This is a genomic window from Faecalibacterium sp. An122 (genome assembly GCF_002160895.1).
Taxonomy (GTDB): domain Bacteria; phylum Bacillota; class Clostridia; order Oscillospirales; family Ruminococcaceae; genus Faecalibacterium.
Map to the genome: position 1 here is coordinate 1 of NZ_NFLL01000014.1, position 15,778 is coordinate 15,778.

A 15,778-nucleotide genomic window follows, 5' to 3' on the forward strand; every position below is an offset into this window, starting at 1 on the left:
TTTCCGCTCCGCTGGGGCCAGAGGGCCAGGGAGGGGGTTTCGACTCCCCCTCCCTAGGCCCTCTGGACTCCCTACCCACCCTAACGACCAGGGGAGACCCCTGGACCCAGATAGGGAAGTCGCGGCGTTCAAAAGCCTAAAAAACACTGTCATGCCTGGCCCGTGGAAACTTACAGGGCCTCAAACGGCGGCACGGGTGTTTTTCTTAACGGCTTTTGCCCGCCGCTCCGATTGCTGAGTGCGACCGCTCTGGCGGTCGCGGGGCCCGTGGGTAAGCCTATAACAACAGAAAACCCCCGCCTCTTTTTGAGAAGCGGGGGACTTTGTTGTTGCTTTTTCAGACGTGCCGGACAAGAAAATCAGGTCATCCGAAACCTCGGACTCACCGGGCCGCAGGCCGGGAGCCTCATAAAGCGGCTGAAAGTTTGCCGCCGGCAGGGCTTGGTGAAGTCCACAGCAGTCAGCGGTACCAGGTGAAAAGCTTTTTGGTTCCTTTTTCTCGAAAAAGGAACTCGAAAAAGGAACTTGCCTACTTTTTCTCCGAAAAAGTAGGTTCCTCTTCGGTCAGCTTGTTGATGAGGAGCTGGTAGATCTCGTTGCCCTTGAGGATGAACTGTTTTTTCACCTGTTCGGCGGTGAGGCGGTCGGGCATCCCCAGGTCCAGGGAGAAAAGTTTTTCGTCCAGGCGGTTGATGGTGCAGTGGACGGTGCAGCGGCCCATTTCGCCCTCGGTGATGGTGGCGCTGTACTCCGCCCGCTTGCGGGACCACAGCTGTGCCTTGAGTACGGCGGCCACCGCCTTTTCCCGGACGCTGCGGGGCAGGTCGTAAGCCAGCTCCCCGGCCACCTTGCGCCCCTTGTCGGTGATGGTGAACAGCCCTTCGGCATCCACCTGCACCAGACCCTGACGCCGGATGTCGTCCAGCCCCGAACCGATCTCGAAATAATTCACCAGCTGGGTGTCCATCAGGGCAGTTTCCAGCTGATGCTGGGACACCGCGCCGGTGTTCTGCACCAGATAACACAGCAGCAGCCGGATCTCGGTGCCGGTGGTCAGTCCGCCGGGCCGGACCCCGGCGGTAAAGGCGTCGCGTTCAGCCATGTTTCTTCACATCCTTTTATGATGAGGCGGGCATGGCCCGCCATAGAGCTTGCGTATGCTACCAGTATAAAAGGTTTCGGCCCGGATTTCAAGCCGGATTCAGGGCCGGGCAGGCGAATTCGGTGACGATCTGCTTTTTGCTCTCGGGGGTGGAGTAGACCCAGTGGTCGATGTGGCCCTCAGTGACGAAATATTGCAGGTCAAAGCGGTGGTTCTGGCCCAGGGTGCGGTTGACGATCACCAGCTTGATCTTCATTTTTTCGGGCAGGATGCTCTTGATGTAGACGCTGACGGCCTGGCCCGGGCGCAGGTCGGGACAGCTCTCGGCCAGCCCGGCCAGATTGGGCGCGATCTCCACAAAGGTGCCGTACTCCTCGATGCTGCGGACAATCCCCACCACCGTCTCCCCGGGGGAGAAGGCGGCGGCGTTTTCGGCCCAGGTCCCCAGCAGCTCCCGGATGGTCAGAACAAACCGGCCCTGGGCGTCCCGGCTGCGCAGGGCGCAGAGGATCTGCTGCCCCACGCTGACCCGGTCGGCGGGGGAGGAGATGCGGCTCACCGACATGCAGTCGATGGGCAGCAGGGCGCTGATGCCGCAGCCCACGTCGCAGAAGGCCCCAAAGGATTCGATGTGGGTCACCGCACAGGGCAGAATGTCCCCCGGGGCCAGGGTATCCAGATATTCCTCCCGGCACATCTGCTGGGCCCTCGCCCGGGACAGCCGGTAATAGGGCCGGCCCTGGGCGTCCTCCTCAAGCCCTTCGATCACAAAGCAGGTGGCCCGCCCCACCCGGGTGAGCACCGCAATGTCCCGCACCGCGCCGGTGCCGGCCCCCTCGGCGCATTCGGCGAAGGGCATGATCCCACGCACCCCGCCCAGCTCAAAGCGGAGCTGGCGCTGGGTGTCGAACGCCAGGGCGGTGCTCTGGAGGATTTCTCCCCCCGCCATGGCGGCCCGCAGCTCGGCGCTGCTCAGGCGGGACGCGTCACGATAGTTGCCTTCGGTTCTGAAGCTTTGCATCATCTTTCATTCCTCTTTCTTCGGTTCAGTTGCATTGCGGCCAGACGGCCAGGCGGCCTGGTAACAGCATATGCGAATTTTTTGTAGGGTATTTGCTTTTTACATGCGTTTGGTTTATACTATGGAATGCGGCCCCGCCGGCGTCGGCGGCCGCACAGCCAGCCAGGAAAGGAGCCTGCCCATGGATATCGCCGTCGGAGACATCATTCAGACCCGCAAAAAGCATCCCTGCGGCGCCTCCAGCTTTGAGGTGCTGCGTGTGGGGATGGATTTTCGCATCCGCTGCACAGGCTGCGGACGCGAGGTCATGCTGCCCCGGGTCAAGATCGAAAAGAACATCAAAAAGGTCATCAAGCCCACCCCGGAAGGGGAGCGCTAGCCGCTTTTGCATGGGAGCAAACGTTTCGATGCAGAAAGGAGCGAACCTTTTTTGAACCTGGAACAACAGATGGAGGCGGTGAGCCGGCGTTTTGCCGAGCTGTCCCACCGGCTGAACCAGCCTGAGACGACGGCGGACCCGGCCAAGTTCCGGCAGCTGATGCAGGAATACCACGAGGCCGAGCCGGTGGTGAACACCTGGCGGGCCTGGCAGACCGAGCTGGATCACCTGGCACAGGCAAAAGCCCTGCTCGCGGGCGAGGATGCCCAGGAGCCGGACTTCAAGCAAATGATACAGCAGGAAATCTGCGAAAAAACACAATCCGCGGCGAAACTGGAAAATTCTCTCAAACTTCTTCTTTTGCCCCGGGATGAATACGACGGCCGCAGCGTCATCGTGGAGGTGCGCAGCGGCGTCGGCGGGGAAGAGGCGGCCCTGTTTGCCCACAGCCTGGTGCGGATGTACAGCATGTACGCCCAGTCCCGGCATTGGCAGATGGAGCTGCTCAACCTCAGCGAGACCGAGCTGGGAGGCGTCCGGGAGGCAGTGTTCGCCGTCAACGGCCAGGGCGCCTACAGCCGCCTGAAATTTGAGAGCGGGGTCCATCGGGTGCAGCGGGTGCCCGACACCGAGACCCAGGGCCGGATTCACACCTCGACGGCCACGGTGGCGGTGCTGCCCCAGGCCGAGGAGGTGGAGGTGGAGCTGGACATGAAGGATCTGCGGATCGACACCTTCCGTTCATCGGGGGCGGGCGGCCAGCATATCAATAAGACATCCAGCGCCATCCGCATCACCCACCTGCCCACCGGCATGGTGGTGGAGTGCCAGAACGAGCGCAGCCAGTTCCAGAACAAGGACAAAGCCCTGGAAATCCTGCGCAGCCGGCTGCTGGCCCAGAAAAAGAGCGAACAGCAGAGCGCCATCAACGCCGGCCGCCAGGCCCAGGTGGGCACCGGCGACCGCAGCGAAAAGATCCGCACCTACAATTTCCCCCAGGACCGCTGCACCGACCATCGGATCGGCCTCACCGTCCACAACCTGGACAAGGTGATGGACGGCAACCTGGACGAGGTGCTGGACGCCCTGATTATGAAGGAACAGGCCGAAAAGCTGTCCCGGCTTTGAGCGGCCCGGACGAGAATTGAAAACTGGAAAGCAGATGAATCACTATGGAGATTGAAACCCTTCTCTGCCCGGCGGACGACGCGGGAATTGCCCGGGCGGCCGCCCTGCTGCGGCAGGGGGAGATTTTGGCCCTGCCCACCGAGACGGTGTACGGCATCGCCGCCGACGCCCGCAATGGCAAGGCGGTGGCCAAGATATTTGAGGCCAAGGGCCGACCCCAGGATAACCCCCTCATCGTCCACATTGACGATGTGAAGATGCTGCCGGGCCTGGTCAGCGAGTTCCCCGAGCGGGCCCAGCTGCTGGCGGCGGCCTTCTGGCCGGGTCCGCTGACCATCATCATGCCCCGGGGCCCCGAGGTGGCAGACGAGTGCTGCGCCGGGCTGGATACGGTGGGCATCCGGATGCCCAGCCACCCGGTGGTCCGCCGTGTCATCGAGGCCAGCGGCTGCGCCTTTGCGGCGCCGTCGGCCAATTTGTCGGGCAAACCCAGCCCCACCACCGCCCAGGACGTCTGGACCGATATGCAGGGCCGCCTGCCCCTGATTCTGGACGGCGGGGCCTGTGCCGTGGGGGTGGAGTCCACCGTGGTGTCGGTGGTGGGGGAGAAACCCACCCTCCTGCGCCCCGGCTACATCACCCTGGAGGACCTGGAACGGGCCCTGGGGGAGGAAGTGGTCCTGTCGGGGGCCATTCTGGAAAAGCTGGCCGAGGGCGAGGTGGCCCGCAGCCCCGGCATGAAGTACAAACATTACGCCCCCAAGGCGGATATCACCATCCTGAACGGCAGCTTTGACCAGTTCAAGGCCTATGTCCAGGCCCATGCCGACCAGGACCCCGCCTGCCTGTGCTTCACCGGCGAGGCGGCCCGGCTGCCTTTCCCCTGCGTGGAATACGGCCGGGAAGGGGACGGGGCGGACCAGTCCAAACACATTTTCCGGTGCCTGCGGGCCCTGGATGAACAGGGGGACCGGGTGGTCTACGCCCGCTGCCCCCAGAAGGACGGCGTGTCCATGGCGGTGTACAACCGCCTGATCCGCGCCGCGGCGTTCCGGGTGATCGACCTATGATGACGGTAGCCATCACAGGCCGCAGCGGCTGCGGCAAATCCACCGTGACCGAATGTTTTGTGGCCCGGGGCATCCCCACTGTGGACGCCGACCAGCTGTCCCGCCAGATCCTGCAGCCCGGCTCGCCGGTGCTGGAGAAGCTGGCGGCACGGTTCGGGCCGGATATCCTGGAGGATGGGGTGCTCAACCGCCGCCTGCTGGCGGACCGGGCTTTCGCCACCCCCGAGGGCAAACAGGCCCTGGACGCCATCACCCATCCCGCCATTGTAGAGGGGATTCAGGCGGCGGGCCGGGCGGCCCGTCAGGCCGGCAGCCCCCTCTTTGTCATCGACGGGGCGGTGCTGGTGGGCAGCGCCCTGGATGGGGCGTGGGACCGCCTGGTGGTGGTGGCCGCCCCCTATGAGACCAGCGTCCAGCGGATTGTCCTGCGGGACGGCATCCGGCCCGAAATGGCCCGGCGCCGCCTGGACGCCCAGCTGCCCGAGGCCCGGCTGCGGGCCCGGGCGGACGTGGTGCTGGAAAACGACGGCACCCGGGACCAGCTGCGCCAAAAGGCCGAGGCCCTGGTGGACCAGCTGCTGGCCCAGGCAAAGGGAGGTGCGGTTGAGAGGATTTGAACGTGCGAAAGAGACTCATCGCCCTGATTCTGGCGGTGGTGGTGCTGGCCTGTATGCCGGCCCTGGTGCGCCAGGTGGAGCGGCAGCTCTACCCCTGCAAATTCCCCGATATCGTCCATACTTACGCGGCGGAATATGACCTGGACTCCCTGCTGATCTATACCTTTATCCGCACCGAGAGCGGCTTTGACCCCGAGGCGGTGTCCAATATGGGGGCCCGCGGCCTGATGCAGATGACCGAGGAAACCTTCGACTGGCTCAAGACCAAGCTGGCCCCCCAGGAGGACCTGACCTTTGACGACCTCTATGACCCCGACTGCGCGGTGCGGTTCGGGGCGTATTACCTGCGGCTGTGCCTGGACCGGTACGGCGGGGACGTGGCCACCGCGGCCGCGGCCTATCACAGCGGGTGGGGGACGGTGGACAGCCTGCTCAACCGCGAGGACTATGCGGGGGACGGCCGGACCCTGCCCAGCTTCCCCTACAGCAACATGAACCACTACGTGGAGAAGATTCTCCGCAGCTATGAACGCTATACGGAGCTGTACGGCTCCAGTATATAAAAATGAAAAAGGGCGTCTGCGGGCCGCTCCCCGCTCCGCCCTTCGGATGGAAAACGAGGTATACACTATGAAAGAACTGACCGAAATGCAGAAGAAGGCCAAAGAGCTTCTGTATGAGCCCGAGTACAAGTCGGACAAGGACGCCGCTGTGCGCCAGGCTGCCGCAGACTTTGCCGAGGGCTACAAGGATTTCATCACCCGCTGCAAGACCGAGCGGGAGGTAGCCGTCTACGCTGAGAAGGCCCTGCAGGACGCCGGCTATCAGCTGTTTGACGACCGCAAGAAGTACAACCCCGGCGACAAGGTCTATTGGATCCACCACAAGAAGGTGGTTCTGTGCGCCACCATCGGCACCCGCTCCCTGGAGGACGGCTTCCGCCTGATGATCGCCCACATCGACAGCCCCCGCCTGGACATCCGTCCCAACCCCCTGTATGAGGCTGCCCACTTCAGCTACTTCAAGACCCACTACTACGGCGGCATCCGCAAGTATCAGTGGGCCACCATGCCCCTGGCCATCCATGGCGTGCTGACCCGCGCCGACGGCAGCTCGGTCACCGTCCAGGTGGGCGAGGACGTGGGGGATCCCGCTTTCTGCATCACCGACCTGCTGCCCCACCTGAGCGCCGAGCAGAACAAGCGTGAGCTGTCCGACGGCATCCGCGGCGAGGAGCTGAACATCCTGATTGGTTCCGACGCCGTGGCCGACGAGGACATCAAGGAGAAGGTCAAGCTCAGCACCATGATGCTGCTGAACGAGAAGTACGGCATCACCGAGAAGGACTTCACCCGCGCCGAGCTGGAGATCGTCCCCGCCACCCCCGCCCGCGACATCGGCTTTGACCGGTCCATGATCGGCGGCTACGGCCAGGATGACCGCGTGGACGCATACCCCGCCCTGATGGCCGAGATCGAGGTCAAGAACCCCGCCTACACCACCGTCTGCGTCCTGGCAGACAAGGAGGAGATCGGCAGCTACGGCATCACCGGCATGGGCAGCGCCTTCACCTATGACTGGCTGCGCCAGCTGTGCGCCTGCCAGGGCGCCGACTCCATCCGCGCCTTCCGCAGCAGCCTGTGCCTGTCGGCGGACGTCACCGCCGCCTATGACCCCACCTGGGCCAGCGCATTCGAGCCCCAGAACGGCACCTATGCAGGCCGCGGCGTGGCCTTCTTCAAGTACACCGGCAGCCGCGGCAAGAGCGCTGCCAACGACGCCACCGCCGAGCAGATGGGCTACCTGACCCGTATGCTGGATGAGGCCGGCGTGGCATGGCAGGTGGGCGAGCTGGGCCGCATCGACCTGGGCGGCGGCGGCACCGTGGCCACCGAGGTGGCCCGCTACGGCATCCCCGTGGTGGACATCGGCGTGCCGGTGCTGTCCATGCACTCTCCCTTCGAGGTGGTCAGCAAGACCGACCTGTACATGGCTTACCGTGCGTTCAGCACCTTTGCAGCCGCGAAGGAGTAAACCCAAAAGCGTAACCCCGTGGAGCGGCGCGGCGTCAGCCTGCGCCGCTCCTTTTGCGGGTTGGGGGAGGATCGTATGACAAAACTCAAGCAGTTTCTCAAACAGGAGACGGTGCTGGCGGTGGCGGCGGCCCTGGCGGTGGTTTCGGCCTTTTTTGTCCGGCCGGACGCGGCCTATCTGGGGTATATTGACTGGCGCACCCTGGCGATTTTGTTTTCCCTGATGACGGTGATGGCGGGCCTGCGGCGGCAGGGCGTCTTTGACCGGATGGGCCGGGCCCTGCTGGCCTTGAGCGGCGGCACCATGCAGCTGGTGCTGGTGCTGGTGGGTCTGTGCTTTTTCGGCAGCATGTTCATCACCAACGACGTGGCCCTGCTGACCTTTGTGCCCTTCACCTTTGCGGTGCTGGACAGCATGGGCGGCGAAATGCGCCGGAAGCTGGCCCTGCCGGTGGTGTGCATGCAGACGGTGGCGGCCAACCTGGGCAGTATGCTCACCCCCATCGGCAACCCCCAGAACCTCTACCTCTACGGCAAGAGCGGCATGGGGATGGGGGCCTTTGTGGCCCTGATGCTGCCCTACAGCCTGGCATCCCTGGTGATGCTGGTGGCCTGGGCGGTGCTGGTGTGCCGGGGCCAGCGGTCGGGGTCGGGGCCCTTCCTGGAGTCCCGCCAGAACGCCCCCTCCAGCCGCAGAATCATCGGCATGTATGGCGTGCTGTTTGTGGTCTGCCTGCTGGCGGTGATGCGGGTGCTGCCCTATGGGGCAGCCCTGGCGGCGGTGTTTTTGGCGGCCCTGGCGGCCGACCGGGATACCCTGGGCGGGGTGGACTATTCGCTGCTGCTGACCTTTGTGGCCTTCTTCATCTTCATCGGCAACCTGGGCCGGATTCCCGCCTTTTCCAGCTGGCTGCAGGGGATCATCGCCGGGCGGGAGGTGCTGGTGTCGGTGCTGGCCTCCCAGGTCACCAGCAACGTCCCGGCGGCGCTGCTGCTGTCCGGCTTCACCCAGAACACCCAGGCCCTCATCATCGGCACCAACCTGGGCGGCCTGGGCACCCTGATTGCCTCCATGGCCAGCCTGATTTCCTACCGCCAGATTGCCCGGGAGGAGCCGGAGGGGAAGGGAAAGTACTTCGCCCTGTTCACCCTGTCCAATGTGGTGTTTTTGGCGGCCCTGCTGGGCCTGTGGGCAGTGCTGTCCCTGTGACGGCCGGCCCGGCCGGGGGACAGCGGTCTGACCGGGTTTTCCTGGGATGGCTACCCCGCCCGGACCCAAAATCCGCCCGGGCAGGGGAGTGAAAACCGCCCCCCGCCGGAAGTACGGGGCAGGTTTTCCCGGAAGGGAACCCTCCTAAACACCGCAAACGATAAAAAGTCCGCCGTTTCGGCCCTGCGGGGCGCGGAAGCGGCGGATTTTTGTTTGGACGCCCGGACACAGGGACGCCCCCGGCGAGCCTGCCAACTGGGGGCCGGGTCAGGCCAGCTCGTCATACAGCTGGGAGATGGTGCAGAAGGTGTAGCCGTTGTCCTTGTACCAGCGGATGATGTCGGGCAGGGCCTCGGCGGTGGTGCCGGTGGTGGCGGAATCGTGCATCAGGACGATGCAGCGGTCCAGGCCCTCGCTGCCGTGGGTGACGTTGTAATACACCTCAGAGGCAGAGAGCTTTTCGCCGGCGGCGTCCTCGGCGCAGACGTTCCAGTCCACCCAGCGCCAGCCCCGCTGTTCGGCCTGGGTCTTGAGCTCGGCCATAATGCCGCTGCCGCCGTATTTCCGGCTGACGGTGTTGGTGCTGCCCCCGGGGAACCGCAGACACCGGATGGCCGACGCGTCGGCATAGGGGGCCAGCCGCTCCCGCAGCAGGTCGATGTCGTTCCAGAAGGCGTCGGTGCTGCGGTAGATGTCGCTGTACTTGTGGGAGGCGGAGTGGAGGGCGATCTCATGGCCGGCCTGCTGGGCCTGCTGGATCAGGGGCAGGTGCTTTTCGTTGGATTCGTTGGCCACCACAAAGAAGGTGGCGGAGACGTTTTCAGCCGCCAGCGCCTGCAGGACGGCGGGGGTGGTCTTGCTGGGGCCGTCGTCGAAGGTGAGACAGACCCGGCGGGCGGCGGTGTCCTCGCCCGAGACGTTGGTGTCCTGCTGGGCGGCCACCGCCTCCAGAAAGCGGGTGTCCGGAGCGGCGGTCAGGTCCTCGGCCCGGCACAGGGCCAGGGGACCCGCCGACAGGCCCCACCCCAGCCCGAACCCTGCCACGGCGCTGACGGCCGCCAGCAGGAGGGTGCGCACCGCGCCGTGCGCCCGGAAAAATGAAAACTGCATAGAATGCCTCCTTGCGTGGGAAAGAATTCAGTAACAGCATATGAGGCGGAAAAATTTCTATGAAACCCCTGAAAAACAAATTGACGGCTTGACTTTGGAGTCCAACTGTGCTATTATAATCAAGCAGTTCGCACACGGCCCCGGCAAAGGGCGCCGCGGATAGATATGCGAGGGTGGCGGAACTGGCAGACGCGCACGTTTGAGGTGCGTGTGGGTAACCTTGAGGGTTCAAATCCCTTCCCTCGCACCATGACGGGTGCTCTTATAGCAAAACGCTGTAAGGACACTCGTTTTATTGTAACAGGGCCTTTTCCCAAAAAAGGCTTTTCCATATTTCCGGCGGCGCCCCATCCGCGCCGCCCCAACCGGATAGGTCTCTATAGCTCAGCTGGATAGAGCGTTCGCCTCCTAAGCGAAAGGCCGCGCGTTCGAATCGCGCTAGGGACATAGCAGGAACGCGGAAACCTTGACCGACCACGTTGCGTCAGGGTTCCCGCGCTTTTTTGTTTTCCGGGGCAGGGAGAGAGCCCGCGCCCGCCCGGTCACAAAGCTATACAAAAAAGCGCGGCTTTTCCTCAGCGGAAAAGCCGCGCCCGGGGTTCAGGGTTCGATCAGGCGAAACCGATCATGACGGCCACAATCACAAAGATGGTGGACAGCACGAAGAGCATGCCCTGCATTTTAATCTGGAACTTGGCCCACTTGCCCCATTCCAGACGGGCCACACCCAGGACGCCCAGCAGGCAGCCGGAGGTGGGGACGATGAGGTTGGTCAGGCCGTCGCCCAGCTGGTAGGCCAGAACGGCCACCTGGCGGGTGATGCCGGCCAGGTCGGCCAGAGGCGCCATGATGGGCATGGTGAGGGCGGCCTGGCCGGAGCCGGAGACCACCACGAAGTTGAACAGGCTCTGGAACACATACATGAGCCAGGCAGCCAGCACACCGGGCACGCCGCTGAGCAGGTTGCCCAGGGTGTACAGGATGGTGTTCATGACGCTGGGGGTGGTGGGATCGGTGCCGCCCAGCACAATCACAATGCCCTGGGCCATGCCCACCACCAGCGCTGCGCCCACCAGGTCGGCGGCGCCGCTCTGGAAGGAGGAGGCGATGTCCGAGGCCCGCATGTCGTTCAGCTTGAAGATGCATCCGATGATGCCGGACACCAGGCCCATCACAAAGAACTGGGAGGCGATTTCAGGGATATAGTAGCCTTTCACCACCACGCCCCAGACGGTCCAGACGATGGTCACCAGGATGGTCAGCAGCACCAGGCCCTGGCCCAGGGTGAAGGGGGCCGAAGCGGCGTCGCTCTGGGTCATCTGGTTGCGGTAGTAGGCGTCGCTCTCATAGGCAATGGAGGACTGGGGATTTTTCTTGATCTTGTGGGCGTATACCATGGTGAAGAGGACGCCGGCCAGGGTGAACACCACCCACATCACAATCCGGAACCCGGCGCCGGACAGCACCGGCACCCCGGCGATGCCCTGGGCAATGGCCAGGCCGAAGGGGTTCATCCAGCTGGTGGCAAAACCAATCTGGGTGGCCACATAGGTGACGCAGACGGCCACCACCGCGTCGTAGCCCATGGCGATGGTCAGGGGCACAATGACCATGGCAAAGGGAATGGCCTCTTCGCCCATGCCGAAGACCGCTCCGCCCAGAGAGAACAGGGTGAACAGCACCGGAATCAGGACGACTTCCCGGCCTTTGGTTTTGCGGATCATGGCGTGGATGCCGGCATCCACCGCGCCGGTCCGCATGACAATGCCGAAGGCGCCGCCGATGACCAGGATAAAGGCCACAATGCCCACGGCGCTGCCAGTCTTGTCGCCGGAGGTCAGGCCCTCAAACACATAGTTGAGCATGCCCTGGCCGCCGAAATCCTCGGTGCCGAACAGGGCCACGCCGTTGCGCACCCGGTTGCCGGCCTCGTCCAGCTGGTAGGCGAAGCTGTCCGCCGCAATGACGGTGCGGGTCTTTTCGGTGTCCCCCACCATGTAGCTGACCTCCTGCGTCTGGAAGCTGCCCACCGGGATCAGGTAGGTCAGCACGGCGCAGAGCACCACCACCGCAAAGATGATCACATAGGTATGCGGCATCTGGATGGCTTTTTTCTTTTGATTTTCCAAAAAACATTCACTCCCTGAATGAAAATTCAGCGCCGCATGCCCTGTTTTTTTCGGTACACCGCGACACACACTTCCCTATAGTAACGTAAAATGCAAAAGAATGCAATGTGAAATCGGAAAATAATTGAAAATGCGGCCCGAACCCGCTATAATGACTCTGTATGTGCCGTATAAAACAAGTTTTTGCCACAGGAGTCACAGTATGATGATGCGTAAATACCAGGACGAAATCGTCGCCGCCGTCAGCCGGCTGGTGGAGATTCCGTCGGTCTTTTCCGAGAGCAGCGAATATCCCTTCGGCCCCGCCGTGGATCACTGTCTGGACGCGGCCTTGTCCATGATGGCGGAGCTGGGGTTCCGCACCTTCAAGGCCCCCGACGGGATGTATGGCTACGCCGAAATCGGGGAAGGGGAACTCTTTGGGGTGCTGTGCCACCTGGATGTGGTGCAGGCCCGGCAGGAGGACGGCTGGGATCACGACCCCTTCTGCCCCGTGGTCCAGGGGGACTGGCTGTGCGGCCGGGGCACCCAGGACGACAAGGGGCCCAGCGTGGCCGCCGTCTATGCCCTGAAATCCCTGCTGGATGAGGGCCGTACCCTGAACAAGCGGGTGCGGTTCATCTTCGGCATCGACGAGGAAACCATGTGGGATTCCATCCACGCCTACTGCGGCCGGGAGGAAAAGCCGGTCAGCGGCTTTGTGCCTGACTCCACCTTCCCCCTGACCTATGCGGAAAAGGGCCTGCTGCAGCTGCAGCTGAAGTCGGATGCGCCGTTCGCCCTGCCCTGCCAGGGCGGCGACAGCATGAACGCCGTCTCCTCCCACGCCGAGTGCCCCCGGAATGCTGCTGTGGAGCAGGCGCTCGGGGAACTGGGCCTTCCGTTCCACTGCACCGAAACCCAGGTTTCGGCCGAGGGCATCACCGCCCACGCCAAAAACCCCTGGAAAGGGGTCAGCGCCAACCTGAATTTGCTGCGGGCCCTCCGCAGGGCCGGCTTCACCCATGACGCCATCGCCTTTGCCTGCGATGTGCTGGATGGAAAGTTCCGGTTTGAGGGCTTCACCGATGGGGATTTGTCCGACTTCTCCGGGCCGGTCACCGTCAATCTGGGCAAGTTTGCGCTGAATGAAAAGGGCGCGGTCCTGTCCCTGGACCTGCGGCTGCCGGTAACCCGGGAGAAAGAGGAAATTCTGGCGATTGTCCGGGAAAAGGCCGCATCCTATCACCTGACGGTGGAGGAATTTGACTGGCTGCGCCCCATTCATGTCCCCCTGGACAGCCCGCTGGTGTCCAAATTGCTCCAGGCTTACCGGGAAGTCACCGGGGACGCCGAGACCGAGCCCTATATCTCGGCCGGAGCCACCTTTGCCCGGGCCTTTGACAACTGCGTGGCCTTCGGCGCCAATATGCCCCACAGCCCCACCACCGAGCACCAGCCCAACGAGCGGGTGTCCATCGAAAAGCTGCTGGAGGCAGCCGAAGTGTACCGCCGCGCCTTCTCCTCTCTGGTGCTGGAGGGCTGACCGGCTCGGAATCACCGCAAAAAGAAACCGATACGCCCGGTTGGAGGGCCTGCTCTGCGGAGCAGACCGCCTGACCGGCGCGGCCAGACTGATTGGACAGAGGAGGCAAAACCGCAATGAAAATCTTGCTTGCATCGGATTCATTCAAAGGGTCCCTGACCTCACAGCGCATTGTCCAGCTGCTGGAGAAGGCGGTGGGGCAGGTCTTTCCCCAGGCGGTCACCGAGGGGATGCTGGTGGCCGACGGCGGAGAGGGGACCATGGAGGCCATGGTGGCCGAGCTGCAGGGAAGCGTCCGGACGGTGGAAGTCCGGGGCCCCATGGGAACGCCGGTGCAGGCATCCTATGGCCTGCTGCCCGGCGGGCGGGCCATCATCGAGATGGCCCAGGCCTCGGGCCTGCCTCTGGTGCCCACGGAACAGCGCAACCCCATGCGGGCCACCAGCTATGGCACCGGCCAGCTGATCCGGGACGCCCTGGAACGGGGCATCCGGGATATCACCATCGCGGTGGGGGGCAGCGCCACCAACGATGGCGGCATGGGCGCCCTGGCGGCCCTGGGTGTGCGGTTTCTGGATGAAAAGGGGGAGCCGCTGGAAGGCTGCGGGGCCGACCTGGCCCGGGTGCAGACCATCGACCTGAGCGGCCTGCATCCCGCCGCCGCCCAGACCGCCTTTACGGTGATGTGCGATGTGACCAATCCGCTGCTGGGCCCCAGCGGCGCCAGCCATACCTTTGGCCCTCAGAAGGGGGCCGACCCCGCCATGGTGGAGCAGCTGGAACGGGGAATGAGCCGCTACGCCGCCCTGGCGGAACAGGTGACCGGCGTCAGCGCCGCCTTTCAGCCCGGCGCCGGCGCCGCCGGCGGGCTGGGCTTTGCCCTGATGGCCTTTCTGGGCGCCCAGCGCAGGCCGGGCATTGAGACGGTGCTGGACCTGATCCACTTCGACCAAAAGCTGGAAGGCGCAGACCTGGTCATCACCGGCGAGGGCCGGATGGATTGGCAGTCCTCCTTCGGCAAGGTGCCCGCCGGCGTGGGCGAGCGCTGCAAGCGCGCCGGGGTGCCGGCGGTGGCGATTGTGGGCGGCCTGCTGGCCGGCTACGAGGAAATCTACCGCCACGGCATCTGCAGCGTGGAAACCACCGTCAGCGGGGTGATGAGTCTGGAGGACGCCATGGCCCACAGCGAGGACCTCTACCTGGACGCCGCCTGCCGGTTGCTTCGCTCGATCCGCTGCGGCATGAAGATGCGGGGACGGTAAAAAGATTCAGACCATGAAAAAAGACCTCCTGCGGCAGAATGAAACCTGCTGCGGGAGGTCTTGCTGTATTCAGAAGGTCCGGCAGATGCCGCCCGGGCCTTTGGAACGCTATGGAATATCCTGCGTATTCCGCCCCGGCGGCCTTCTGGCCCGATGACCGCCGGGATCGGGACGGCGTCTACAGTGGTTCGGCCCTGTGCACCGGGAGCCGCCGTTGGCCGCCGGTTTCCTGCCTTTTGCTGCAAAAAGGTTGCAAGGGTACTGCCGGGGTGCTTAAATAATAACAAAGGCCCCCGGGGAGGCGTGGCCGGAAAAGGTTTCAAAATCAGAAAGGAAGTATCGTGTCGATGAAAACAAAATGGGTATCGAAAGTGCTTTGCGGCCTGCTTTGCGCCGGCCTGCTGTGCGGTTTTGCTGCGCCCTCGGCAGAAGAAAACGCCGACCTTGTGCCCCGTCAGTTCCAGACGGCCCAGCAGATCGACCGGATCAGCGTGGAGGACGCGATCTCCAACGTCACCATCCGCACCGCCGACACCGACCACATCACGGTGGACTACGCCGACACCACCGAAAAGCCCCTCTACACCATTTCGGTGGAGGACGGCCTGCTGAGCATCCAGACAACGACGGAGGAATTCGCAGGGAAGAACATGTCCCTGTTTAAGATTAGGATGGACGGCAAAACCGTTTCCGGACGGCCCGACCATGATCTGGTCATCACCCTGCCTCAAAAGCAGTACCAGGAACTTTCGGTGGCGTTGGCGGTGGGGACCCTTTCGGTGGAGGGGGTGAAGGCTTCCCAGCTGACGGCGGAATCCGCGGTCAACACGGTGGAGCTCAGCGGCATCCAGGCGGATCAGCTGAACACCGCCAGCGCTGTCGGTCAGGTAACTGTGCGCGACTCCCAGATTGGGAACGCTGAGATCGACGGCGCCGTCGGCGGCGTGGTGGTCAAGAACGTCACCGCCTCCGGACAGGTGACGGTGAGCAATGCTGTGGGCAGCGTCTCCCTGGAAGATGTGACGGCCCATGAACTCATCGTCCAGTCTGCCCTGGGTTCTACTTCTTACAAGAATGTGAAGGCCTCCTATTTCAGCGAGGCGGGCATCTTCAACTGGAGCAGCGGAACCGTTTCCCGGCCGTGACCCGGGTTCTGTTTGACAAAAACAAAAGCGCTGGTTTTCCTTTCCGG

The 15,778-nt window shown here is 63.6% G+C and carries 14 protein-coding genes and 2 tRNA genes; 12 read left to right on the top strand and 4 right to left on the bottom strand.

The window, feature by feature from the left end; translation table 11 throughout:
- Positions 1-529 precede the first annotated feature (529 nt).
- Both B5E67_RS09530 and B5E67_RS09535 read right to left on the bottom strand, forming a co-directional pair.
- Positions 530-1,102 carry a DUF4364 family protein gene (locus B5E67_RS09530; protein ID WP_087384961.1) on the bottom strand — a complete coding sequence of 191 codons (573 nt, stop codon included), beginning with the start codon at positions 1,100-1,102 and terminating at the stop codon, positions 530-532.
- A gap of 88 nt (positions 1,103-1,190) precedes the next feature.
- A complete protein-coding gene (locus B5E67_RS09535) occupies positions 1,191-2,126 on the bottom strand; it encodes a S1 RNA-binding domain-containing protein (protein ID WP_087384963.1) in 936 nt (311 codons plus the stop codon).
- Between the two features lie 178 nt (positions 2,127-2,304).
- On the opposite strand from B5E67_RS09535, the gene B5E67_RS09540 reads away from it, so the two are divergent.
- The 7 genes from B5E67_RS09540 to B5E67_RS09570 all read left to right on the top strand — a co-directional run bounded on the left by B5E67_RS09540 (position 2,305) and on the right by B5E67_RS09570 (position 8,560).
- A complete protein-coding gene (locus B5E67_RS09540) occupies positions 2,305-2,502 on the top strand; it encodes a DUF951 domain-containing protein (RefSeq protein WP_087384964.1) in 198 nt (65 codons plus the stop codon).
- 69 nt (positions 2,503-2,571) lie between these two features.
- A complete protein-coding gene (gene prfA / locus B5E67_RS09545; RefSeq protein ID WP_204246545.1) occupies positions 2,572-3,630 on the top strand; it encodes a peptide chain release factor 1 in 1,059 nt (352 codons plus the stop codon).
- 44 nt (positions 3,631-3,674) lie between these two features.
- The gene (locus B5E67_RS09550; protein ID WP_087249220.1) at positions 3,675-4,700 is read left to right on the top strand and encodes an L-threonylcarbamoyladenylate synthase; all 1,026 of its coding nucleotides are present in this window, start codon (positions 3,675-3,677) and stop codon (positions 4,698-4,700) included.
- Entirely contained in the window at positions 4,697-5,317 is a 621-nt protein-coding gene (coaE, locus tag B5E67_RS09555) for a dephospho-CoA kinase (RefSeq protein WP_087249218.1), read from the top strand. The genes B5E67_RS09550 and coaE overlap by 4 nt, the downstream gene beginning before the upstream one ends.
- Positions 5,318-5,319: 2 nt before the next feature.
- Positions 5,320-5,880, top strand: a complete 561-nt coding sequence (locus tag B5E67_RS09560; RefSeq protein ID WP_242956910.1) for a lytic transglycosylase domain-containing protein — start codon at positions 5,320-5,322, stop codon at positions 5,878-5,880.
- A gap of 67 nt (positions 5,881-5,947) precedes the next feature.
- The gene (locus B5E67_RS09565) at positions 5,948-7,351 is read left to right on the top strand and encodes an aminopeptidase (RefSeq protein WP_204246544.1); all 1,404 of its coding nucleotides are present in this window, start codon (positions 5,948-5,950) and stop codon (positions 7,349-7,351) included.
- A 75-nt stretch (positions 7,352-7,426) separates the two neighbouring features.
- The gene (locus tag B5E67_RS09570; protein ID WP_087384968.1) at positions 7,427-8,560 is read left to right on the top strand and encodes an SLC13 family permease; all 1,134 of its coding nucleotides are present in this window, start codon (positions 7,427-7,429) and stop codon (positions 8,558-8,560) included.
- Positions 8,561-8,827: 267 nt separating this feature from the next.
- On the opposite strand, the gene B5E67_RS09575 is transcribed toward B5E67_RS09570, so the two are convergent.
- Entirely contained in the window at positions 8,828-9,670 is an 843-nt protein-coding gene (locus B5E67_RS09575; protein WP_087384970.1) for a polysaccharide deacetylase family protein, read from the bottom strand.
- 167 nt (positions 9,671-9,837) lie between these two features.
- Between B5E67_RS09575 and B5E67_RS09580 the strand changes: the two genes are divergently transcribed.
- Positions 9,838-9,920, top strand: a tRNA-Leu gene (locus B5E67_RS09580).
- Between the two features lie 123 nt (positions 9,921-10,043).
- Positions 10,044-10,117, top strand: a tRNA-Arg gene (locus B5E67_RS09585).
- Between the two features lie 164 nt (positions 10,118-10,281).
- On the opposite strand, the gene yfcC is transcribed toward B5E67_RS09585, so the two are convergent.
- Positions 10,282-11,799: a putative basic amino acid antiporter YfcC gene (yfcC, locus tag B5E67_RS09590; RefSeq protein ID WP_087384971.1), complete on the bottom strand. Its 1,518-nt coding sequence runs from the start codon at positions 11,797-11,799 to the stop codon at positions 10,282-10,284.
- Positions 11,800-12,001: 202 nt separating this feature from the next.
- Between yfcC and B5E67_RS09595 the strand changes: the two genes are divergently transcribed.
- The 3 genes from B5E67_RS09595 to B5E67_RS09605 all read left to right on the top strand — a co-directional run bounded on the left by B5E67_RS09595 (position 12,002) and on the right by B5E67_RS09605 (position 15,731).
- Positions 12,002-13,324 carry a Sapep family Mn(2+)-dependent dipeptidase gene (locus B5E67_RS09595; RefSeq protein ID WP_158098871.1) on the top strand — a complete coding sequence of 441 codons (1,323 nt, stop codon included), beginning with the start codon at positions 12,002-12,004 and terminating at the stop codon, positions 13,322-13,324.
- 116 nt (positions 13,325-13,440) lie between these two features.
- Complete coding sequence (locus B5E67_RS09600) at positions 13,441-14,586, top strand: glycerate kinase (protein ID WP_087384972.1); 1,146 nt, start codon at positions 13,441-13,443, stop codon at positions 14,584-14,586.
- Between the two features lie 347 nt (positions 14,587-14,933).
- Complete coding sequence (locus tag B5E67_RS09605) at positions 14,934-15,731, top strand: DUF4097 family beta strand repeat-containing protein (protein WP_087384973.1); 798 nt, start codon at positions 14,934-14,936, stop codon at positions 15,729-15,731.
- Positions 15,732-15,778: the final 47 nt, after the last annotated feature.

Excerpts from the sequence above, each read along its gene's own strand:
- coaE (WP_087249218.1), top strand. The coding sequence starts at position 4,697 with ATGATGACGGTAGCCATCACAGGCCGCAGCGGCTGCGGCAAATCCACC.
- B5E67_RS09605 (WP_087384973.1), top strand. The coding sequence starts at position 14,934 with ATGAAAACAAAATGGGTATCGAAAGTGCTTTGCGGCCTGCTTTGCGCC.
- B5E67_RS09530 (WP_087384961.1), bottom strand. The coding sequence starts at position 1,102 with ATGGCTGAACGCGACGCCTTTACCGCCGGGGTCCGGCCCGGCGGACTG.
- B5E67_RS09535 (WP_087384963.1), bottom strand. The coding sequence starts at position 2,126 with ATGATGCAAAGCTTCAGAACCGAAGGCAACTATCGTGACGCGTCCCGC.
- B5E67_RS09550 (WP_087249220.1), top strand. The coding sequence starts at position 3,675 with ATGGAGATTGAAACCCTTCTCTGCCCGGCGGACGACGCGGGAATTGCC.
- prfA (WP_204246545.1), top strand. The coding sequence starts at position 2,572 with ATGGAGGCGGTGAGCCGGCGTTTTGCCGAGCTGTCCCACCGGCTGAAC.
- B5E67_RS09595 (WP_158098871.1), top strand. The coding sequence starts at position 12,002 with ATGATGATGCGTAAATACCAGGACGAAATCGTCGCCGCCGTCAGCCGG.
- B5E67_RS09575 (WP_087384970.1), bottom strand. The coding sequence starts at position 9,670 with ATGCAGTTTTCATTTTTCCGGGCGCACGGCGCGGTGCGCACCCTCCTG.
- B5E67_RS09565 (WP_204246544.1), top strand. The coding sequence starts at position 5,948 with ATGAAAGAACTGACCGAAATGCAGAAGAAGGCCAAAGAGCTTCTGTAT.
- B5E67_RS09600 (WP_087384972.1), top strand. The coding sequence starts at position 13,441 with ATGAAAATCTTGCTTGCATCGGATTCATTCAAAGGGTCCCTGACCTCA.
- B5E67_RS09570 (WP_087384968.1), top strand. The coding sequence starts at position 7,427 with ATGACAAAACTCAAGCAGTTTCTCAAACAGGAGACGGTGCTGGCGGTG.
- B5E67_RS09540 (WP_087384964.1), top strand. The coding sequence starts at position 2,305 with ATGGATATCGCCGTCGGAGACATCATTCAGACCCGCAAAAAGCATCCC.